The organism is Paenibacillus sp. Y859, assembly GCF_056786405.1.
Genome location: NZ_JBXCIZ010000007.1, coordinates 1 through 22273 on the forward strand (window position 1 = coordinate 1; position 22273 = coordinate 22273).

Annotated in this window: 16 protein-coding genes; 6 read left to right on the forward strand and 10 right to left on the reverse strand. The window is 42.1% G+C overall.

Annotation, left to right across the window (positions count from 1 at the left end):
• Positions 1–506: 506 nt before the first annotated feature.
• From AC1TO8_RS15230 to gdhA, 6 genes are all read right to left on the reverse strand, one after another.
• Entirely contained in the window at positions 507–662 is a 156-nt protein-coding gene (locus AC1TO8_RS15230) for a hypothetical protein (protein ID WP_482056481.1), read from the reverse strand.
• A 626-nt stretch (positions 663–1288) separates the two neighbouring features.
• Positions 1289–2461, reverse strand: a complete 1173-nt coding sequence (locus AC1TO8_RS15235) for a glycoside hydrolase family 130 protein (RefSeq protein ID WP_482056482.1) — start codon at positions 2459–2461, stop codon at positions 1289–1291.
• Between the two features lie 342 nt (positions 2462–2803).
• Entirely contained in the window at positions 2804–4003 is a 1200-nt protein-coding gene (locus AC1TO8_RS15240) for an AGE family epimerase/isomerase (protein ID WP_482056483.1), read from the reverse strand.
• A 158-nt stretch (positions 4004–4161) separates the two neighbouring features.
• Entirely contained in the window at positions 4162–6624 is a 2463-nt protein-coding gene (locus AC1TO8_RS15245) for a beta-mannosidase (RefSeq protein WP_482056484.1), read from the reverse strand.
• A 304-nt stretch (positions 6625–6928) separates the two neighbouring features.
• Positions 6929–8791 (reverse strand): LTA synthase family protein, encoded by a 1863-nt coding sequence (locus AC1TO8_RS15250; protein ID WP_482056485.1) that lies wholly within the window; start codon positions 8789–8791, stop codon positions 6929–6931.
• A 208-nt stretch (positions 8792–8999) separates the two neighbouring features.
• On the reverse strand, positions 9000–10379 hold the full coding sequence (gene gdhA, locus AC1TO8_RS15255) for an NADP-specific glutamate dehydrogenase (protein WP_482056486.1): 1380 nt from the start codon (positions 10377–10379) through the stop codon (positions 9000–9002).
• 212 nt (positions 10380–10591) lie between these two features.
• Between gdhA and AC1TO8_RS15260 the strand changes: the two genes are divergently transcribed.
• A complete protein-coding gene (locus AC1TO8_RS15260) occupies positions 10592–12889 on the forward strand; it encodes an ATP-dependent DNA helicase (protein WP_482056487.1) in 2298 nt (765 codons plus the stop codon).
• A gap of 146 nt (positions 12890–13035) precedes the next feature.
• Positions 13036–14013, forward strand: coding sequence for a Gfo/Idh/MocA family protein (locus tag AC1TO8_RS15265; RefSeq protein ID WP_482056488.1), 978 nt, complete (start codon positions 13036–13038; stop codon positions 14011–14013).
• 16 nt (positions 14014–14029) lie between these two features.
• Here AC1TO8_RS15265 and AC1TO8_RS15270 read toward each other — a convergent pair whose 3' ends face one another.
• Positions 14030–14713 (reverse strand): CidB/LrgB family autolysis modulator, encoded by a 684-nt coding sequence (locus tag AC1TO8_RS15270; RefSeq protein ID WP_482056489.1) that lies wholly within the window; start codon positions 14711–14713, stop codon positions 14030–14032.
• On the reverse strand, positions 14710–15081 hold the full coding sequence (locus AC1TO8_RS15275; protein ID WP_482056654.1) for a CidA/LrgA family protein: 372 nt from the start codon (positions 15079–15081) through the stop codon (positions 14710–14712). The genes AC1TO8_RS15270 and AC1TO8_RS15275 overlap by 4 nt, the downstream gene beginning before the upstream one ends.
• A 194-nt stretch (positions 15082–15275) precedes the next feature.
• On the opposite strand from AC1TO8_RS15275, the gene cidR reads away from it, so the two are divergent.
• From cidR to AC1TO8_RS15295, 4 genes are all read left to right on the forward strand, one after another.
• Positions 15276–16166, forward strand: a complete 891-nt coding sequence (cidR, locus tag AC1TO8_RS15280) for a cidABC operon transcriptional activator CidR (protein ID WP_482056490.1) — start codon at positions 15276–15278, stop codon at positions 16164–16166.
• 154 nt (positions 16167–16320) lie between these two features.
• Positions 16321–16794 carry a MarR family winged helix-turn-helix transcriptional regulator gene (locus AC1TO8_RS15285; protein WP_482056491.1) on the forward strand — a complete coding sequence of 158 codons (474 nt, stop codon included), beginning with the start codon at positions 16321–16323 and terminating at the stop codon, positions 16792–16794.
• Positions 16788–18515, forward strand: a complete 1728-nt coding sequence (locus AC1TO8_RS15290; protein WP_482056492.1) for an ABC transporter ATP-binding protein — start codon at positions 16788–16790, stop codon at positions 18513–18515. Before AC1TO8_RS15285 ends, AC1TO8_RS15290 begins: the two co-directional genes overlap by 7 nt.
• Complete coding sequence (locus AC1TO8_RS15295) at positions 18512–20395, forward strand: ABC transporter ATP-binding protein (RefSeq protein WP_482056493.1); 1884 nt, start codon at positions 18512–18514, stop codon at positions 20393–20395. The genes AC1TO8_RS15290 and AC1TO8_RS15295 overlap by 4 nt, the downstream gene beginning before the upstream one ends.
• Positions 20396–21078: 683 nt before the next feature.
• On the opposite strand, the gene AC1TO8_RS15300 is transcribed toward AC1TO8_RS15295, so the two are convergent.
• A complete protein-coding gene (locus tag AC1TO8_RS15300) occupies positions 21079–21504 on the reverse strand; it encodes a ferritin-like domain-containing protein (protein ID WP_482056494.1) in 426 nt (141 codons plus the stop codon).
• 123 nt (positions 21505–21627) lie between these two features.
• Positions 21628–22248 carry a TetR/AcrR family transcriptional regulator gene (locus AC1TO8_RS15305; RefSeq protein WP_482056495.1) on the reverse strand — a complete coding sequence of 207 codons (621 nt, stop codon included), beginning with the start codon at positions 22246–22248 and terminating at the stop codon, positions 21628–21630.
• Between the last annotated feature and the right edge of the window lie 25 nt (positions 22249–22273).

Genomic DNA, 22273 nt, shown 5'->3' on the forward strand with positions numbered 1-22273 from the left:
TTTAAAGCTTCATGAGTATACTTAAACAATTCAAATGAACCCGGATAAAGTACTTCATCGGTTCCTCCAATTGTTCCATCCCGATCGATAAACACTGCTTGTATTTTATTCTCTTCCATCAATTTCCTCCTCTACTGTTTCTTTGATTGATTTTGTTATTCATATGATTCACAGGGCTTTCCGATAACGTTTGGCATTCCTGACGTTCAAGCAGCTTAAGTGACTGAAGGGAACGGGTCGTCAGACTTAGCTGGTTGAATGTGTCGCCTGAATTAACTCCTCCGAAATTCAACTTGGCGACCGAGGAGCAAAGGCGACGATGTAGGAATGCTGTGTTATCCGATGACCTCGTCTTCCTTCAAAAATCTCATAGCCCTTTAACATCTGCCTATAAATCAATTGGATAATAATTTTAAAGCCAAATAATTAATAGTTTTCCCGGAGTTCTTCAGTTCTTAATAGGTTGATTGTGGTTTTTATTAGGGTGAATCTTCTTTGATTATTAATCACCCCCAAATAATATTTCCAATAACTTCTCCTACTTTAACAGAAGAGTTAAATAGTAATAAAAGTAAAAGGGCAACAAAAGTTACCAGATAATAGATAACCAATTGTGGATGTCTCTTTTTCCAATCATGATACTTATTTATCCAAGTATTCATAATAATCAGCTCCTTATTTATCAATCTTTTTTGGTGCTACTTCAACTATTTTTTTGATTAAATCTATTCACATTCAGTATTTGTAATAATTTATTATTTGATTTTATGTGAAGAATTCATAAGTTGTTAAAAAAGCTAGTATTGTAATACCTCAGTTACATTACCAAACAAGATACCAAACAAGATAATTTTAATTTTCTTATAGATTTTAAATACCGAGGTTTTCGGATAACTCCTAATCCACGAACTCGCCTATCCCACTCATACAGCGGGATAGGCGAATTCGCTTTAATCCTCCTCCGTAAGGTGATAGACGAAGCTGATGTTCGTGTTCTAAGGCTGAAGTCGCTTGATCTAATAGACATTGGATCGATAGTGGCAGTAGATATTAAATAGCGTTTAGCATGAAATAGTGACATTCTGAGTATACATTCGCCTTGAGCAATTCAATATCCTCCAAAGTATAGGACATACACATAACGAATTAGGACAAGAAAAGGCCGATTGTTCATTGGAGGTATGCCTTCCGGTGCTCTGACAAGCCTATCGAATAATAAAGAGTCGACGTCTTCTCCGTTCGTACCGGGAAGCTGTCGACTCTTTTTCATCACTATATACTTAAGGTCTTATACTTTCAAATTACGATTCACCAATTCAATACGTTGCTGAACGCAAGCGTAAGAACGGTAAGGATCCTCGGGCGTGTTGATGACGTAGTCTAGCAATTGATCCACCGTCGTTGTAGCGACATGAAGTCTTGTATCGGAGGAAGCATAGTAGATGTACACTTCGCCATTATCCAGAGCGATAACGCCGTTGGAGAATACAACGTTGGATACGTCACCGACACGCTCCTCACCATCAGGGGCAATGAAATGGCCTCCTGGACGATGGGTAACCACTTGTGGCTTAGCTAGATCAGACAAGAAGACGTAGAGCACATAACGGAGGCCAGCCGCTGTATTCCTTACGCCATGAGCGATATGCAACCAGCCCTTGTCGGTCTTAATTGGAGCAGGGCCTTGACCATTCTTGACTTCCTTAATCGTATGATAGTATCTTTCGTCGATAATAATCTCTTCCTCAATGACAGCATTCTCGATGGAAGCTGACAATCCGAAGCCGATCCCGCCACCTGATCCAGTGTCAATAAAGCCATCTTGTGGGCGAGTATAGAAGGCATATTTACCTTCAACAAATTCAGGATGAACAACAACATTGCGCTGTTGAGCAGAAGGTGTCTTGAGATCGGCTAAACGTTCCCAGGTGATGAGATCCTTCGTACGTGCAATTCCACATTGAGCAGTTGCACTGGATAGGTCGCCTCTCGGTGCATCCGGATCTTTGCGTTCTGTGCAGAACAACCCGTAGATCCAACCGTCTTCGTGCTGTACAAGGCGCATGTCATAGACATTGATATCTGGAACCTCTGTCTCAGGCAGAACAACAGGGTGATCCCAGAAGCGGAAGCCATCAACTCCGTTATCACTCTCAGCTACAGCGAAGAACGACTTACGATCCACACCTTCAACACGTGCGACTAAATAGAACTTCCCATTGAGATGAATAGCACCTGAGTTGAACACACCATTAATACCGAGGCGTTCCATGAAATATGGATTGGTCTCAGGATTGAAATCATATTTCCATATTAACGGGGAATGATCTGCCGTCAGCACAGGGTGCTGATATCGATCATATATCCCATTCCCCAAGGGAACCTTCTCATTCTTGCGGTTGATTAATGCATCATAGCGCCCTGTAAGTTGTTGTTTGCGTGTATTAAATAACGAATCCATAGATTGTTAACCTCCTAAAAGTTTTCGAGCGATACTTCCTGATATACTTCGAGAAAGCTAGCATCGGAAGCATGTACTTAAGTTTTTGAGCATTACTATAATCAGTATTTGCTCGTAGTAAACAATGGATGTTGTTCGAAGTAGCGAAGGTGTCGGAATTGTCCTGAAGAAGCGTTAGCGCTCGCCTACAAGCTTTCCGCAGGAAAGCTACTTCGGAAGCATATGCTTTGCCCTCGGATTTCAACCGCTTTAGGTGGTATACAATCAAGAAATCTGAGGGCAACAGCGATCGTAAGGACAATCCGCCACCGTAGCGGTCATCCTACACCATTCTTTACGCGACTACTTCAATCGCTCTAACATCTCCATACAAGCTCTCCCATTATGATAAGGGCATTTCCAAGCGCTAACCTTGGATTGCTCTAGGTTGGGAACGCCTTCGCGATTGACACTCCAGAACCATTCACCATGCTCGTGGTCAACGATATATTCCTGAATGAAAGACCAAGAGTGGAGGGCGGCTTGCTCGAACTTCGTATCACCCGTCATTTGAAAAGCATTATAGAATCCGACCATTGCCTCTGCCTGTGGCCACCAATCTTTATTGGTGTCTATAAACTCTCCAGCAGAAGATTCATTCAGAATACCACCATCGGGATCTATACCTTCGGCATAGGTGACTTCGGCCATCGCAATGGCTACCTTCTTCGTGCGTTTCAGAAGAACGGCATCTCCTAGAACTTCGGCTGCTTCTAATAGCAACCAACTGCCTTCAATATCATGACCATACGAGATATGATCGGATTTCACATGCCATTCCTCATCGAAGAATAGATGGAAGTGATTCGTAGCGGGATTAACGATACGATCAAGTGTCACTTCAATTAATTCATGAAGCTGATCACGAAGAATGGGGGATGGCCATATGCGGAATAAATTGGTATAAGCCTCCATAACATGTAGATGGGTATTCATCGATTTTTTCTCGTTCAGATCTTTATCACTTAGACTTAAGTCATCGGTGACGGTCCAGTTGCGAGAAAGGGCTTCGAAGTAGCCTTGATGAATAGGGTCATAACTATGTTTCTCAACAATATGAAACAATTGAATGGCATTTGCCAAAGATTCCTGATGTCCAGTAGCTCGGTGATATTCGGCTAGGGCATAGATCGCAAAAGCCTGACCATAGACCTGCTTCTTGTCTTCTGAAGGGCTACCGTCGGCGTTAAGCATCCAGAACAGTCCGTCATATTCCTTATCTACGAAGTGGTCGCAAATATATTGATAAGCGCGCTCTGCCATACTCAAGTATTTGCTATTCTTAAAGATCCGATATGCAGCCGAGAAAGTCCAGAGAATCCGAGTGTTCAGAACGAGACTCTTCTCCGCTCCTACAATTACTTGTAGATCTGGTGTAATCTCACCGAGGAAGCCTCCGTGTTCTTCATCCAAGGAATACTTCATCCAGAATTCTAGGATGTTATCTTTCAATTCTCGCTCTATATCAGACTTCCATGTTGTAACTTGGTTATTAATATTCATCAGAGTCCCACCTACACATTATTTGAAATTTAAAATAGTAAGAGTTGCGCTTGATGCTCTAATCCTTATATCTATGTAGAGACGGCCGCTGCCCTTCAAAGGACAGCCAGACCGTTTCTTTCTAGTAGTTCGTTACTAATACGCTAGTTAGTGTTACTTTAGTCCGCCATATCTACCGCACTACGAATTTGAAGTGCGGATTGAAGCGACTCAAACGTAACAGAGGAAGACAATGTATCTTTACGTAGGATGACAGTCTTCACCTGATCAGGACATAAGTCGAAGTAATTATCGCTCCATTTGACATCCAAGTTCGCAAATTCTAGCTCCACGTATTTGGCAAGTTCCTGTGACGTTAATTTCAGTTCAAAGGTTTCCTCTTGTTCCGACCATTCGGCAGCTATCATAGTTGGATTCAATTGGAAATGCTTAGCGGCAGCGAATAGTAGAACGCCTTCACTTACCACATCTCCAGCCACATTTTCTAAACGATACTCTAAATAAGCAGAGCGCATCTCATCGTCGGTTAGCTGTGATGTGAAATCAAGTTCAACGACAGAGGTAGAGCTAAGTGAACTCGCTTCAACTGATTGTCGGCCTTGATGGTTAAGATGTGATGACGTGCTACGAAGTTTCCAAGATACGGTGCCATCGAAGGAGTTCATCGTTTCATTGGATACGTGTAAGGCTACGTTCTTACCTTCTTCGCAAGCAGAGAGAAGAATAGGTGAGTAGAATCGTTTAGCGAAATAATGAAGTGCCTTCCAGCGACCGTAGTAATCGATACTCGACCATGAGGCAACTGGCCAACAGTCATTCAGCTGCCAGTAAATCGCTCCCATACAGCGCCCTCGATTGCGTCTCCAATGCTCTACACCATATTTCATCGCTTCTGCCTGTAATATCTGGGAAGCGTAGACAAGGGAAGAGAAGTCCTTAGGATATTTGAAGTTCTGAGATAAGTAGTACATGATCTTTCCGTTCGCTCCATCATTTTTCTGATGACGTTCCATAACATAGGAGAAAATATTACGATCCTCTGGCTCAGTAAAGCTCTCAATCGTTTTCACACTTGGAAATGATTGGAATCCAAACTCAGAACAGAATCGAAAGTGGAAAGAGCGATATTCTGTAAAGGGTTTTAGACCATGCCATACTTCCCAGTAATGAGCATCACCGCGGTTCGGATCGCTTGGATGATCAAAGCTACCGCCGGATGATGGGGAAGAAGCCCAGTAGAATGTGTTGGGATCGTACTCTGCAGCCACATCTGCAAGGAGAACTTCGAATTGTTTAATATAATCTTCCTTCATCTTCTCCGTCTTAGGAAATCCCCAATCGACGATGGCAGATTCAATCTCGTTATTGCCACACCATATTCCTAGAGAAGCGTGGTGCCGTAAGCGCTGAATATTATCGATAGCTTCTTGTTTGATGTTGGCAGCGAATGCATCTGTCAGGTCGTATACAGCACAAGCGAACATGAAGTCCTGCCAAACGATGAGTCCATAACGGTCACACAGATCATAGAAACCCTGATCCGGATAAATACCGCCACCCCAGATGCGAATACAGTTAAAGTTCGCTTCGATACAGTCGCGAATTAGAATCTCCGTCTTAGCAGTAGAGGTTCTAGGTAATAGATTATCTTCAGGAATATAATTTGCACCCATTGCAAATATAGATATGCCGTTAATCTCGAATTCGAATGATTCACCCCAGGCATCTGGCTCTTGTCTGACGCGAATGGTCCGCAGACCGATGGTGTAATCTTGCTGATCGACTAGAAGGTCTCCGTCAAAAAGTCCAATGACTACCTTATAGAGAGGTTGTGCGCCATAGCCATTAGGCCACCATAGTTGTGGTTGATCAATCATCATCGTCAATGTTTGGATACCATTCTGAGCTTGATTCCGTGCTGTAATCGTTTCTCCATCAGGATTCGTTACACATATATCTAAATTTAAATGTTGCGTATTCCATGACTCTAACTCAAGACGTAGCTCAAGTTCGACTTGCTCCTTCGTATGGTGCTGGGTTATGTAGACATCCTGAATCCGAGCAGTATTATATGCCTTCAAATAAATATCACGCCAAATCCCGGCATCCGGCAATTGTGGTCCCCAATCCCATCCGTAGCTGGAATGTGCTTTACGAATATGGGGGAAGCCATCCATCGTTGTGTCTACGCCCCATAGATGAGATGCCTCTTGTTTCTCAGCGATATAATCTAACGTATTATGGAACAGAATAGAAATTTCATTTGTCCCGAGTTGGATGAAAGGCTTAATGTTGAGCACATAAGTACGGTGCATATTATCGGTATCGGCAATGAAATGCCCATTGATATGAATGGTAGCTAATGTGTCGAGCCCTTCACATACTAATTCTAAGCGATCACTTTGGAATAGATCATCTGATACGTCAAAGTTGCGAGAATATCGATACTCTCGGTTCATGATATCTTTAGCATTCTTTTCGTTGTCACGATAGTAAGGGTCTTCAATAATTTCTGCTTGAAGTAGATCATTATAAACGGACCCTGGGACTTGAACCTCCTGAGGGATAAGTTCATGATTATCTTGAAGTTTCCAAATTCCAGTTAACCTAAGAGTCTTCATCGTGTAATCTCCTTTTTAAGCTAACAAGAATCCGAATTTGTTAGTGTTGTGTTATATTTATTTGCTATCTTATTTATAATCCTATTTGTCCTAAATATCAAGACATAATCTTGAATAATGTAAATAAATTATATCCTTCAAGCTTATATCTATTGAAAATGGAAGCGTTTAGTTATTATTAAGTTATCATTTTGTTATAATAACAAGTTAAATGTTAATTGAGACGTATAACAAAAAGAGGATATCTTACAACCATATTCATAGCTGCAAGACATCCTCTGAAATTTGTACTGGTGGTACTCGGTTATTCCGGTTGTCGATCGGGTAGCTGGCTTACATAGCTATCTGATAGGTGTAGAAGCTTCAATGCTCGTTCGTATTCGGCTTCCGTTGCCCCCTTGGAGTTCCCGTTCTCTCCAACGAATGGATAGTGGGTTCCATCCTCATATCCGTTACCTGGCAGGAACAAGGCTTTGTCACTCATGAAAGAACCACTAGGGAGGTAGTATCTTTCAGGTAATAAATTATAATCGTGGTTCAATAAATCCTGTCCGAAGTGAATCTGATGGTCAAGTGGTGCCCCAACCAGATTGGCGATCGTAGGCAACACGTCTATTTGTCCACCCAATGGCGTTAGAACGGCAGGTGATACGATGTCATTACCGCTAATAATGAGTGGAATATTCATCATATCTGCATAACTATACTCGTGCTCATAGATTTCTTGCATTAGTTCTTTATCGCGGCGATCTAGGGAATACAAAGGTAGGCCCATATGGTCTCCGTAAGTCACGATTAAGCTGTTATCCCATACACCATTCTTCTTTAGATCCTCGATGAACAAGCCAAGTGCATAATCTGCGTAATTCTGTGAACGAATATAATCACCAACGAACGTACCCTCATAGCGTTCCGGTAATGTCATTTGGTACTTGTCTTCTGGGATCGTGAATGGATGATGTGCCGTCATTGAAATGATTTGAGCGTAGAAAGGATCTGGCGATTCATCCATTTCTTGAAGTTTTCCTGCCGTTTTGGTGTATAGAACTTCATCTGAAGATCCGAAGAAAATAACATCCTCATCCTCGAAGAAAGGTTGGGCATAATAATGATCGAACCCAAGTGCAGCATATAGTTCTTTACGATTCCAGAACTCTACATTATTCGTGTGGAATGTTGCGCTTTGGTATCCGAGCTCCTTCAAAAGCTTAGGGAGGCTCGGTAATGACTTGTTGGAATAGACCTGTGAGGCAGCCCCTTTTGGTGGAATATAGAAGGACGTATTCACAACAAACTCGGCATCAGAAGTATTGCCTTGCCCTACCTGTTGGTAAAAGTTAGGGAAGTAAAGGCTATCTTGGGCAAGTTTATTCATATTCGGTGTGATTTCCTGTCCATCAATGGTTAGGTTCATCAGGAAGTTCTGGAAAGACTCCATTTGAATAATAATGACATTCTTTCCTTGAGCCGTCTGCCAGTATGCAGGAGTTGCAGGTATACTAGTTCCTTTTAACTGATCAATGACCCCTTGGGAGATGTCGCTATTTGGAATCCATTCGGTATTATCTTTTGCAAGAATTGTATAGGCTTCATAACTAAGAATCCCCATCTCTTGAGCTTGGGTAATTTCATTCATACTCGCACGATTGGGGAGAACGTTGAACAGACATACTACTAACGATACAACAAATAGTATCGAGACAACTTTATTTCTCCGCTTGATTGAAATGTGCAACTTCCAGGTTTTGAACTTCTTGTTGCGAAAAGATAATAGAAAAAAAAGAATAATATCAGTAAAGATAAACAAATAATAAGGCGCAAGCAGTGAGAAGACACTGTTACTTACTGCAGTGACTTGATTGACCTGTTCCAGCGCATGATAAGTCACAATGACACCATAATATTTATAATACATGATGACCGCAAAGTATATGGCAGTGACAACTAAATTGATAATCATATAATAGGTGAATTTACGTTTGCTAGCGAACCATTCGACCAGACTGAATAAGATCCAAATGAATGGGAGCTCGGTGAGAAGTAGCTTCCACGGAAGTGGATCGCTAAAGGTTACAGCCCATGTTAAATAACCTTTCAGCAATAAAATAATAGAGAATAGTACGAAAGGTTTCTTTAGAAGACCTTTGGATAATGCTGACCAAGACATATAAATAACTTCCTTCCAAAAAATAAATAACCAAATGTAGTATATAATTACAAATCACCTAATAAAGAAACTCTATATTATTATGCTCCCTGATAAGATAGATGTCAAAAATGCATCCCGTACACCAGCTACTCGCTGATGATGGGATGCATTATTTGAAAATGTAAGAAAGTATAAGTTGCACTCTATACATTTATTGTATCGGTCATTAAATGATGCCTTGATCCAACATAGCATCAGCGACTTTAGTGAATCCGGCAATATTCGCACCAACCACTAGGTTTCCGGGATATCCATTGGTATCAGCAGCTTCAGCGCATCTCTTATGAATATTAATCATAATTTCGTGAAGCTTCGCATCGACTTCTTCAAAGGTCCAAGCTAATCTCATACTGTTTTGGGACATTTCCAGTGAAGAGACGGCTACGCCACCAGCATTAGCTGCCTTTGCAGGACCGAAGAGAACACCATTCTCAAGGAATACATCGATAGCTGCCAATGTGGATGGCATGTTAGCACCTTCAGCAACGGCCTTGACGCCATTCTTCACAAGCAATCTAGCTGCATCCTCATCAATCTCATTCTGTGTAGCACAAGGGAGGGCAATATCACATGGAAGGGACCAAATACCTTCGCAACCGGGATGGTAAGTAGCATTAGGATGTTCCTTGACGTATTCACTGATACGTTTTCTTTCTACTTCCTTCAGTCTTTGAACGGTTTCGTATTGGATACCATCAGGGTCATAGACATATCCATTAGAATCACTACATGCAACAACCTTTGCTCCGAACTGAGTCGCTTTCTCAATCGCGTAGATCGCTACATTACCTGAACCAGATACGACAACCGTACTACCTTCTAGTGTTTGATCTTGGGCTTGCAGCATCTCATTTACGAAATACACAGTACCATAGCCAGTTGCTTCTGGGCGTGCTAAGCTACCACCGTAATGAATTCCTTTACCTGTAAGAACACCTGCTTGATTGCCACCGTGGATTCTCTTGTATTGCCCGAACATATAACCGATTTCTCTGGCTCCAACTCCGATATCCCCAGCAGGAACATCGGTATCTGGACCGATATATTTATAAAGTTCCGTCATGAAGCTTTGTGTAAATCTCATGATCTCGCCATCTGATTTCTCTTTAGGATTAAAATCTGATCCACCCTTACCCCCACCGATAGGTTGACCTGTAAGAGAGTTCTTGAATATTTGTTCAAATCCTAGAAATTTAATGATGCTGGAATTGACAGAAGGGTGAAAACGAAGTCCCCCTTTGTAAGGTCCAATGGCGCTATTAAACTGTACGCGATAACCACGGTTAACTCTAACCTTGCCTTGATCATCTACCCAAGGTACTCGGAACATGATGAGTCTTTCTGGCTCCACGAGTCTTTCTAAGATGCCAGTCTCCATATATTTTGGTTGTTTAGCTAATGCGGGAACTAAAGATTCCAATATTTCCTTAACCGCTTGATGGAATTCCAGTTCATTAGGATTGCGTTTTTGTACCGATTCAAAAATCTTGTTCACATATTGCTTTGCGACGGCCTCAGTTGGTTCGTTAACTCTTAAAAATGTCATAATATTAACCTCTTCTCTTATAGTTTATATTCTCTATTGGATAGTGAAATTATACACTTTTTAAGCGCCACTACAACACTTTTGAGCAATAAATACACATTTTAATTTTTTATTACCATATGCGGGTTTTGTTTATACGACCCTAAAAAGGATGTAACTGCACAACTATATTCATGGTATGATACAACAAAATATGAGAACGGGTGATCCTATTGTTGGAGCATAATGATGAACTCAGACAGGTGAAAATTTCCGTCCGACCTTTGGTGGAATATGTGTATAGCAGCGGAGACATTGAATCAGGATTCAGAGGTGTGGCTGCGCTCCATGAAGGAACTAGAATACATCAACAAATGCAGGGAATGTATGAAGAAGGTGATCTGAAAGAAGTAACTCTCAAGACAGAAATGTTATACGCGGATATTCTATACCTGATTGAAGGAAGGTGTGACGGTCTAATCCTCTTGGAGGATGGTTGGATGGTGGATGAGATCAAGTCGACCTCTTCGGACATAAATTTTATGGAAGAAGGCTATCCAGTTCACTGGGCTCAAGCGCAGATCTATGCTTATATGGTAGCGAAAGAACAGGGACTTAGTCAAATGAATATTCAATTAACATATATTCAAGTGGTTACGAGTGAGGTGAAACAGTTTAGGAAATCGCTTACTTTTACTGAGTTGGAGTCATTTGTATTGGATGTTTTGGCCAGTTATAACCCCTTTGCTTCTTTAAAGTTGGAACATATCCGTCGGAGGGATGATAGTATTCGTTCTATGCCGTTCCCCTTTGATTGTTACCGTGAAGGGCAACGGAAGTTAGCAGGTGCAGTGTACCAGACCGTCAAGGAGGGTCAGAAGCTCTTTGTGAAGGCGCCTACGGGTATCGGGAAGACGGTATCGACCTTGTTTCCATCGGTAAAGGCGATTGGAGAAGGGCTACTGCAACATATATTTTACTTAACGGCTAGAACGACGACCCGCACAGCCGCGGAACAGGCACTAAGCTTGATGCAGTCAAAGGGACTGAACTTACAAACGGTGACCTTGACGGCAAAGGATAAAATATGTTTCCAAGAAACGGTCTCTTGCAAGAAGGAAGACTGTCCATTTGCAGATGGCTATTACGATCGCATTAACGTAGGAATGATGGATATGCTGTCGAATGAGACCTTGATGGATAGGACCGTAATTGAGCATTATGCTCGCAAGCATCAACTATGTCCCTTTGAGTTCTCGCTGGATGCTGCTTATGTGGCCGATGCGGTCATATGTGATTACAATTATGTCTTCGATCCCCGTGTATCTCTGAAACGATTATTCGAAGAACGGAAGAAGAAGACTGTATTACTAGTGGATGAAGCTCATAATTTGGTTGATCGCGGGAGGGAAATGTTCTCTGCAACGCTAGGTAAGGCAGAATTTCTCGAGCTACAAAGAGGCTACAAAGGTAAGAACAATCGTATTCATGAGACGTCTCGTGCTGTCAATCAATATTTCATTGCTTTAAAAAAAGAGTGTGGCGAGATAAAGCGTAAATTGTGGAAAGAGCTTCCTGAGGACCTGATGAATAAGTTAGACCTCTTTGTTCAAGAGGCTGAGCAAGAACTTCAAGGGATCGGACATGGAGAGGATGAATCGCGTCAACTGTTGTTGAATACATATTTTGCTGCGCAACATATGATTCGGATTTCTAAACTATATGATGAACGCTATGTGACTTATGCAGAAGTGATCCGAAATGGGATGTCCATCAGAATGTTCTGTATGGATCCTTCATTCTTGCTAGCTCAAGCGGGAAAAGGTTTCCGCTCAACGATATTTTTCTCTGCCACGTTGTCTCCTCTGCATTATTACAGAGATATGCTCGGGGCGGGAGAAGATGATTACAGTTTGAGCGTGGCATCGCCATTCCATCGGGAACAATTAGATGTTCGAATTGAGTCTCTCTCGACAAGATTTCGGGATCGCGAGAGCACCCAAGAGCCATTGGTAAGCTTATTAAGTCAGATGGTTCGGGAACGTCGAGGGAATTATCTGATCTTCTTGCCGTCTTATCAATATTTACAGGATGTATATGCTCAATTTCACTCTGAGAACTTGGATGTAGCTACGATTGTGCAAGGAACGGGGATGGCTGAAGAGGAAAGGGAGGCATTCTTAGCAAGCTTTCGATCTGATAATCCTGATACTCTCGTAGGATTTGCTGTGCTAGGAGGTATCTTCTCCGAAGGTATTGATCTACAAGGAGATCGATTGAATGGTGTTGCAGTTGTAGGTGTAGGTGTTCCTCAGATAGGGATGGAGCGGGATCTAATGAAAGACTACTTCAATCGTATTGGGAAGAATGGTTATGACTACGCTTATGTATATCCAGGTATGAACAAAGTACAGCAAGCTGGCGGAAGGCTCATTCGCTCTGAACAAGACACAGGCATTCTCATGCTGGTGGATGATCGGTTCTTGCAGCGCCAATATCAGGAGTTACTGCCTGAAGAATGGAGGGGATAGGTTTAGAACCGTTCTGGTAAACTTGAATTTAGAAGGAGGGATTGGCATACTACTAATATAATCTTGCACGCTATATGTTCGAGTTCAAAAAGTCGACTTTTTGAACAACCTCTATACATTAAATTACCTCGAAGGGAAGAGGAGTTATGCAACAATTACGGATAGGTATTATTGGAACGGGTTGGTTCTCCCAAGTTCATGCAGATAATCTAATCGCTATGGAAGGGATTAAGCTTCAGGCCGTGTGCGGTAGTAGCCTAGAGAAGGGAGAGCGAATGGCAATACACTATGGAGCAACGGGTTATGAGGATGTTACGGTTATGTTGGAAACGGAGCGGTTGGATGCTGTGTACATTTGTGTTCCTCCAATGGCACATGGGGAGATTGAAGAGAAGTTAATTGAACGGGGAGTACCCTTTTTGGTGGAGAAACCTATTGGGATTAATTCAGAATTACCCCGTCGTTTACTGAGACAGATTGAAGAGAAGTCGTTACTAACTTCTGTCGGATATCAACACCGTTATAATGAAACCGTCGCTCAAATGAAACAATTACTTACTGAACAAAAAGTGGGTATGGCTTTGGGGCAATGGATGGGCGGCATGCCTGGCGTGGCGTGGTGGAGACAACAGGAAGGATCAGGTGGACAATTCATAGAGCAGACAACACATATTGTTGATATTCTGCGGTACTGTTTAGGAGAAGTTGAAGAAGTATATGCGATGTATGGCAACCGTGTGATGCACGAGCAACATGATAATGTAGGCGTTTCCGACGTTGGTACAGTAACGCTGAAGCTCGCTAATGGAGTGATTGCTAACGTATCTAATACTTGTATTCTACCAGGCAACGTAGGCTCATCGGGTATTACATTCTACACAGGTGAAGGTCTGCTAGACTGGAATCCTAGCCGGTTGAAGGTGGTGACACCGAATGTTACTACAGAATATAATAATCCCACGAATCCTTATGTGTTGGAGAGTGAGACGTTTATTAACGCACTACGCACAGGTGATTCCTCTCAGATCCGTTCTGATTATGCTGATGCATTCAAGACGCAATTGGTCGCCTATGCTGCATTAGAATCTGCCAATACAGGATTACCAATAAGGATACAATATTAGAACGTGAGCCACGTTATCAATGTAGTAATATGGTCATCATGTAGGGGGCCATTCCCAAGGTGAACAGGGCAGCGAGAATCATGGAGATACTAGAAATAGTACCACTGAGCGAGCTAAGCTCAAATGCTTTTGATGTACCCATTCCATGGGCACTGGTACCAAGCAGAATACCTCTTGCAACCTCATTGTCAAAGTGGAAAATTTTTAGAACAGAGGGTCCGATGATCGTTCCAAGAAGCCCTGTCATAATAACGAATACGGCAGTTATATTAGGGACACCACCGATGACTTCAGACACATTAATGGCAATGGGTGTCGTAATCGATCGCGGAATAAGACTTGTCACAAGTGAGCTGCTTAGATGCATCCATTTCGCAAGATAGACCGATGAGATCATAGCTACGATAGATCCGAAGAGTACGCTGGCGATAATTTCGATGGCGTGCTTTTTTAATACCTTAAAATGTTTATATAAAGGGACAGCAAATGCTACAGTTGCCGGTTGCAGTAAATCGCTGAGCCATTGACCACCCATATTATAGGATTCATAAGGGATCCTCGCAGATAGTAGGAAGACAACGAGAACCAAGGGTGTTATTAATAATGGCGATAAGTACACTTTAGACCACTTCTTATACATATATTTAGTCGTATAATAAACGCCGAGGGTTAGTATGAGATACAGCATTCCAATTATCATGATATACGTCGCTCCTTCCTATTAGATATCCTGCTTGCCATAAGGCCGGTGCTAACCATGACGATAAATGTACTAATGATGACAACAAGCAATATCTGAATGCCATTACTTTGCAGCATCGGAATGTATTTCATAACACCAACTGCGGCGGGGATGAAGAATAGTAGTAGCTCAGCAAGCAACCAAGTAGCGCCAATGTCGATCCATTCTAGGCGAATAATGTGCGTCTCCAACAGAATGAAGATCACTAAGATACCCAAGATGCTCCCAGGTACACTCCATTGAAGCCATTGTGTTAGTTGATTCATCAGTATGGAGAAGCCCATTAAAGCCCCGACTTGAATGATTCCCTTTAGCATATTTCTCATCATGTTCCGCTCCTTTCATTCGTTATGAAAATTTTACATCACATTCTTTCATAGGTAAAATGAATATAAGGAATGGATATCATTCCATTTAGCTATGGAAGATCATAAAGCTAAGTATCGCCAAGCTTCATAATTCATCAGATGATGGGGCATCAAATGCTCATACAATAGAGTGAGAGGGAGGGCAACACAGCATGGATATACGACAATTGCAGTATTTTATGGCAGTAGCCCGTCATAAGAGTTTTACGAAAGCAGCAGAAGCGCTTTACATAACTCAACCAACGATCAGTAAGACGATTAAGAATATGGAAGAGGAGTTTCATATCGTATTATTTGATCGTGCAAGTAAAAAGATTGAACTAACGGATGCGGGAAAGATTATGTATGAACAAGGACGCCATATTGTGAAATCTTTTCAGAACCTTTCATCAGAGCTACAGGATCTACAAAATCTGAAGAAAGGTCATATTCGGATTGGCTTGCCACCGATGGTTGGTTCCAGTTTCTTTCCAGAGGTAATCGGTCAGTTCCATGAACAATATCCCGATGTAACGATTCAAATCTTTGAAGACGGTGCCAAGAAAGTAGAACTCGACGTTGAGAGCGGGCTACTAGATATCGGTGTGACCGTATTGCCAACGGATGACAAGTTATTTCATTCGTTTTCTTTTGTACAGGAGAAGTTAATGCTACTTGTTCACCCAACACATGCCCTAGCTGACAGGGAGAGTGTATCCTTATCCGCTCTTGAATCGGAGCCTTTCGTATTGTTCAGGGAAGACTTCGCGATGCATGATCGGATTATTACAGAATGTGTTCGATTGGGGTTCCAGCCACATGTTGTTTATGAAAGTTCGCAATGGGATTTAATTAGTGGAATGGTAGCTGCGAATCTAGGGATAGCCCTTCTGCCTGAGACGATATGTCGAGAAGTAGATCAATCTCGGATTCGTATTGTACCGCTTGTTAATCCGACCATTCCATGGCAGCTCGGGATGATCTGGCGTAAGGAACGCTATCAGTCTTTTGCTGCACAGGAATGGATCCATTTTACGCAGGATATTTTCAAGGAGAAGTCCTGATACTAAATAGAAATAAAGGATAGTGATCCAGTTCTTATCTGAGAACTCATGTCATGTTTGACATAGCACTTTAGATGGAATTATAATACATAGGTAGCCTAATTAATAGGTAACCTATGTATTATGACAACAAGGGGGAGTATGGCCTTTCATAATGGAAAATTTAATTGCACAAAAGTTATTCGAAGCGATGAAGAGGTTCAATAAGGCGCAGTTCAAACAACGTATGATTGATGGTGTCAGACGTAGCGAAATGATTCTGATGTTCTATGTCAAGAAGTCATCCAAGTCCAATGCAGAGGGTCTGAAGGTGTCTGAGATCAGTGAAATGATGGGAGTGACTTCTCCGACAATTACCCAATCATTGAACGCGTTGAAGGCCAAAGGATGGATAGAACGAACTGCTGATCAGAATGATCGCAGAGTTGTTCGGGTTAAGCTGAGTGTTGAAGGGGAATTAGTAATTCAGAAGGCGATGGAGGTAACAGAGGCTTCTTTTAATGAATTAATCAATCACTTAGGAGAAGAAGACAGCAACCAGCTGGCAGATCTTCTGATTAAGGCTTATCAGTTTTATGAACAGAAAGATACGAACTTGATTCAGAGTGGGGATGATAATATATGTTGAAATTATTTAAAGGTCTGAGCCCCTATCGGCTGCCTATCGCTCTAGTACTTATACTGATCTTTATTCAATCCCTATCTGATCTGTATTTACCTACCTTGATGGCAGATATCGTGGATAAGGGAATTATAAACGAAGATATCCCATACATTTGGAAAATCGGTGGTATCATGCTACTGATCACTGCGGTAGGAGCGATATGTTCCATTGTAGCAAGTTATTACTCCTCACGTGTAGCGGTGGGCTTCGGCCAACGACTACGTAATAAAGTATTCGGTCATGTACAGAACTTCTCTTTGCAGGAGTTCGATAAGATCGGAACCGCTTCGCTAATCACACGTACAACCAATGATATTAACCAAGTTCAGCAGGTCCTAATGATGTTACTGAGAATGATGGTTAGTGCACCACTGATGTGTATTGGTGGGATCATCATGGCAGTCAATCGAGATGCTAAGCTTTCTCTCGTTATTGTGGTTGTTATTCCTGTATTAATTGGTGCTATAGCGATTATAGCGTTGAAGGGACTCCCACTATTCAAAGTAATGCAGGTTAAATTAGATACGTTGAATCGCGTTTTACGCGAGAATCTCACAGGAATGCGAGTTATTCGTTCATTTAATCGTACGGATTATGAGACGAAGCGCTTCAACGATGCCAATGTAGATTTAACAGATACAGCTATTAAAGTGAATAAGATTATGGCGGCGATGATGCCGATTATGATGCTTGTTATGAACTTCGCAACGATTGCGATCGTGTGGTTCGGTGGAATTCGTATCAGCAATGGTGAAATGCAGGTGGGTTCCTTAATGGCGTTCATTCAATATGCGATGCAAATTATGTTCTCCCTTATTATGCTATCGGTCATCTTTGTTATCGTTCCACGGGCTTCTGCTTCCGCGATACGGATTAATGAGGTATTGGATATGGTTCCAGAAATCAATGATCCTGCACAGCCCAAGCAAGCGAATAGTCAACATGGCTTCCTTAGATTCGAGGATGTAAGTTTTAGTTATCCGGGTGCCGAACAGCCAGCGATTGCTAACATTACCTTTGAAGCTGGACCGGGTGAGACTACAGCGATCATTGGAGGAACTGGATCGGGCAAATCAACATTACTTAGTCTAATTCCGCGATTCTATGATGTGGGGAGTGGTAAAGTACTGATTGATGGTGTCGATGTTCGAGAACTTACCCAGGAACAATTACGAGAGAAGATTGGTTTCGTACCACAGAAGTCAGTTCTATTTACGGGGACCGTCGCCGATAATATTCGCTATGGTAAGGAAGATGCCACTGATGCGGAAATTCAATATGCGGCTGATATAGCTCAGGCGACAGAATTCATAGCAGAGATGAAAGACGGATTCCAATCGAAAATTTCCCAAGGGGGCAATAATGTCTCTGGAGGACAGAAGCAAAGACTATCCATTGCGCGTGCATTGGTGCGTAAGCCAGAGGTCTATGTATTTGATGACAGTTTCTCTGCCCTTGATTTCAAGACCGATTCCAAGCTTCGTGCATCACTCAAGGAGATTACAATGGATGCTACCGTATTATTGGTTGCACAGCGTGTGAGCACAGTGATGGATGCAGATCGTATTATCGTATTGGATGAAGGCTCTATCGTCGGAATAGGTACACATCGTGACTTGATGGATACTTGTGATGTCTACCGTGAGATTGTATCCTCACAGTTGTCAGAGGAGGAAAGCGCATGAGTGAGAATCAGAGAGAACATAAGCCTCCCCGTAGATCTGGAGGAGGACATCCTGGAGGACCGCCTGGAGTGGTCATCCCTGGTGAGAAGGCCAAAGACTTTAAGGGGTCTTTGAAGAGATTAATTCGTTATTTGGCTCCACGTAAAGTTATATTAATATTTATTCTTTTGATGGCTATTCTAAGTACATTATTTAGTATCGTGAGCCCGAAGATTCTGGGGAAAGCAACAACGAAACTATTTGAAGGTATTATGGGAATGATGAATGATGTTCCCGGAGCGGCCATTGATTTCGATTATATTACACAGATATTGCTTATATTGGCTGGATTCTATATCATTAGTGCGCTATTCAGCTATGCACAGCAGTATCTAATGGCTGGCGTGGCACAGAAGGTTGTACTTGATATGCGGACACAGATTAATAGTAAGCTGTCTCGCTTACCACTCAAGTATTTCGATTCTAAGACACATGGTGAAATACTGAGCAGGGCTACGAATGATGTCGATAATATAAGTACGACGCTGCAACAGAGCTTAACGCAACTGATTACATCTGTCGTGACGATTATTGGGGTTGTTATCATGATGTTGACCATTAGTCCATGGCTAACGTTAATTACGATTATAACGTTACCGCTTAGCGTACTAGTCGTCAAAGGTGTGGCATCCAGATCACAGAAACACTTCATGGGCCAACAGAAGTCACTAGGTGATCTTAACGGACATGTGGAAGAAATGTACACGGGACATAAGATTGTCAAAGCTTTTGGGCGCGAAGAACAGTCGATGAAGGAATTCGATGACATTAACGAGAAATTATATCAGTCAGGTTGGAAGGCACAATTCCTATCTGGAATGATCATGCCGTTAATGAGCCTAGTGAGTAATCTGGGTTATGTGTTGGTATGTGTCGTTGGGGGAATATTCGTTACTAATAAGAGTATTACCATCGGGGATGTTCAAGCCTTCATTCAATACACAAGACAGTTCTCGATGCCGATTGCGCAAACAGCTAATATTGCTAATGTCATTCAATCTACGATAGCATCTGCTGAACGTGTATTCGAGTTATTGGATGAAGAAGAAGAAGTACCTGAGCTTCAGAATGCGAAGACGATTCAATATCCACAGGGTGCTGTTCAATTCAATCATGTGAAGTTTGGATACAAGGAAGATTCGATCTTGATTGAGGATATGAATATTGATGTCAGACCAGGCCAGACAATTGCTATTGTAGGTCCGACCGGAGCAGGGAAGACAACACTTATCAATCTTCTAATGCGCTTCTATGAGCTAAATGGCGGCGATATTAAGATCGATGGTGTGAATATTGCTGACATGAAACGCGGCGATCTGCGTAGTAAGTTCGGCATGGTGCTACAAGATACTTGGCTCTTTAATGGAACGATCAGGGAAAATATTGCTTATGGTCGTGAGAATGCGACAGCAGAAGATGTTATTCAAGCCTCGAAGGCAGCTCATGCGGATCATTTCATTCGCACCCTTCCAGATGGTTATGAGACGATTCTAAATGAAGAAGCTTCGAATATATCACAAGGGCAGAAGCAGCTTCTCACTATTGCCAGAGCCATTCTAGCCAATCCATCGATTCTTATACTGGATGAAGCGACGAGTAGCGTGGATACGCGTACCGAGATTTACATTCAGAAGGCGATGAATGAGATGATGAAGGGTAGAACGAGCTTCGTCATCGCGCACCGTTTATCTACGATAAAAGATGCCGATCTTATTCTAGTTATGAATCATGGTAGTGTCATTGAGAAGGGTAACCATGAAGAGTTACTGGAGCGGGATGGCTTCTATGCAGACCTGTATAACAGTCAATTTTCAAAAGGCATTCAACAAGACGTAGGGTAAACAATACCTGCTATTAATTGTTACACAACAAAGAAGAGTACGCACTGGAAGCAGTGAAGTACTCTTCTTAATTTATATATAAGAATTTATATGTTTTTGGGAGAACCGAAGGATTGCCCGCTTTTTAATGTTGTATAAATTTCTATGGAGGCACCGCTTGTAGTGGCATCATGGAGAGTAACCACGTATATTTTCTAACGGAAATAGCAGCCTCTATTTTGCCTAAATCGTCACTTTTGGAATTCTAACGGAAGTGAGCGACCTTATTTGGGCTTTTCCTTCGGATTTGAGCTGTTAATGTGCATATAGAGGCCTGTATTTCCGTTAAAATTTCATTGTGGTGTTTTTTCGTAGAATAAGGTCTGTGGCTTCCGTTAGAAATCTACCGTCGGCGAATATGAGTCTAAACAACACTAAAATTAGCAGAATGGGGGGGCGAGAAATAAGTGCTATAATTCAAAATGGAAGAACAGCGAAAAGGGAGAGTTTGTGAGTCATTAGCTGTACGTTCTGCAGGTGAACGGAGGGAATGGTGATAGTAAAGCCTAGAAAGTAGAACAAGAGAAGGGGATACAGCCCATAGTTCATTACTACTAATCCACCACATAAGCTTCTTGACCAAAGACGCCAAAAGGCATTTTTCTTGTGTAATGTTTATGACGTGGTGAAATTGATCAGGCTTGTTAGCATAGAAAAGACAAAAACCAGACAGCATGATTCTGTTCATCCGCAGCCGTACGTCTGAATAGTTCTTTCACGTACGGATCTCGTACTTGGTCAGATATCTTAAGGTAATAATCGACGGTGTTCTGTTCGTCCTTAAACGAAGCTTTCACACCTGCTCTAAATTCGGATGCACAAACTTCGGTTAACTTGGGTGCAGGTATACAACCCGTTAAGCATGTGTAAAGATGCGCAAATTGTTGAAAGTGTTTGATCTCATCTTGACGTATCTCCAGAATTCTCTTCCTAATTTCCTCGGTTGGTGAACATGCAGCTAACTTCTCGTAGCAGGTAATAGAACTATATTCTCCATTCAGTGACGTCAGGAGATATCGAATCAGCTGTGCGTCTGCTGTTGCTCGAACTTGATCATGATATGATAACATCTACGCATTCTCTCCCTTAAGATTAGGCTTATATAACATATGCGCGCCTACTCTTAAGGTGCCTATTGAGTGAATATTCAAGGGGGAAATTACCAGTATAGGAAACGTGGATGAATGATTGTGTTATTTAGCTGCAACGCCATTCCAGAATAAATCAATAATTTCTTGGGCTAAATTAGCATAGGAATGGTTATAGTCTTCCGTTGCTTCACGATTTCCCAGCATCAGTAGTGAGGAGAAGGTATAGGCAAGAAATGGGGTATTGCCCGTGCGGATTTCTCCACGATCCATCGCTTGTTGGAAGCTGGAAATAAGTACGCCGTGAATAGCTTCCTCAGAGGACATTATTTCTTGAAGTTGTTCTGGTGATAGTGAAGACCGAGCTTCATGCATAATGGTTCCAAATTCTCCGTGAGGATTGGCTAATTTCGCTTCAGCTAAATGACGTAATCTGTCCATGAGTGGAGCATCCTGTTCCATAATGCGTTGCGTCTGAATCCTTGCTTGTATCATCATGGCGGCAACAGATGCCGTGAATAATTGGGCTTTATTCTCAAAGTAATAATAAATGGAAGCCTTCGTTACACCACATGCTTTGGAAATCTGCTGCAGGGAGACCGCCTCATAACCGTAATCCATGAATAGTCTGGAAGCGGTACGTAGAATCATCTGATCTATAGGTGAATCGTCTTCTTTAAGTTTTGGCCGACCTGGTGAGCGTTTGGTCTTTGGTGCATTCATCATGTATACGACACCCTCCACAAAATTA

Excerpts from the sequence above, each read along its gene's own strand:
- AC1TO8_RS15265 (WP_482056488.1), top strand. The coding sequence starts at position 13,036 with ATGCAACAATTACGGATAGGTATTATTGGAACGGGTTGGTTCTCCCAA.
- gdhA (WP_482056486.1), bottom strand. The coding sequence starts at position 10,379 with ATGACATTTTTAAGAGTTAACGAACCAACTGAGGCCGTCGCAAAGCAA.
- AC1TO8_RS15240 (WP_482056483.1), bottom strand. The coding sequence starts at position 4,003 with ATGAATATTAATAACCAAGTTACAACATGGAAGTCTGATATAGAGCGA.
- AC1TO8_RS15285 (WP_482056491.1), top strand. The coding sequence starts at position 16,321 with ATGGAAAATTTAATTGCACAAAAGTTATTCGAAGCGATGAAGAGGTTC.
- AC1TO8_RS15295 (WP_482056493.1), top strand. The coding sequence starts at position 18,512 with ATGAGTGAGAATCAGAGAGAACATAAGCCTCCCCGTAGATCTGGAGGA.
- AC1TO8_RS15275 (WP_482056654.1), bottom strand. The coding sequence starts at position 15,081 with ATGAGAAATATGCTAAAGGGAATCATTCAAGTCGGGGCTTTAATGGGC.
- AC1TO8_RS15230 (WP_482056481.1), bottom strand. The coding sequence starts at position 662 with ATGAATACTTGGATAAATAAGTATCATGATTGGAAAAAGAGACATCCA.
- AC1TO8_RS15305 (WP_482056495.1), bottom strand. The coding sequence starts at position 22,248 with ATGATGAATGCACCAAAGACCAAACGCTCACCAGGTCGGCCAAAACTT.
- cidR (WP_482056490.1), top strand. The coding sequence starts at position 15,276 with ATGGATATACGACAATTGCAGTATTTTATGGCAGTAGCCCGTCATAAG.
- AC1TO8_RS15250 (WP_482056485.1), bottom strand. The coding sequence starts at position 8,791 with ATGTCTTGGTCAGCATTATCCAAAGGTCTTCTAAAGAAACCTTTCGTA.
- AC1TO8_RS15300 (WP_482056494.1), bottom strand. The coding sequence starts at position 21,504 with ATGTTATCATATCATGATCAAGTTCGAGCAACAGCAGACGCACAGCTG.
- AC1TO8_RS15290 (WP_482056492.1), top strand. The coding sequence starts at position 16,788 with ATGTTGAAATTATTTAAAGGTCTGAGCCCCTATCGGCTGCCTATCGCT.
- AC1TO8_RS15245 (WP_482056484.1), bottom strand. The coding sequence starts at position 6,624 with ATGAAGACTCTTAGGTTAACTGGAATTTGGAAACTTCAAGATAATCAT.
- AC1TO8_RS15270 (WP_482056489.1), bottom strand. The coding sequence starts at position 14,713 with ATGATAATTGGAATGCTGTATCTCATACTAACCCTCGGCGTTTATTAT.
- AC1TO8_RS15235 (WP_482056482.1), bottom strand. The coding sequence starts at position 2,461 with ATGGATTCGTTATTTAATACACGCAAACAACAACTTACAGGGCGCTAT.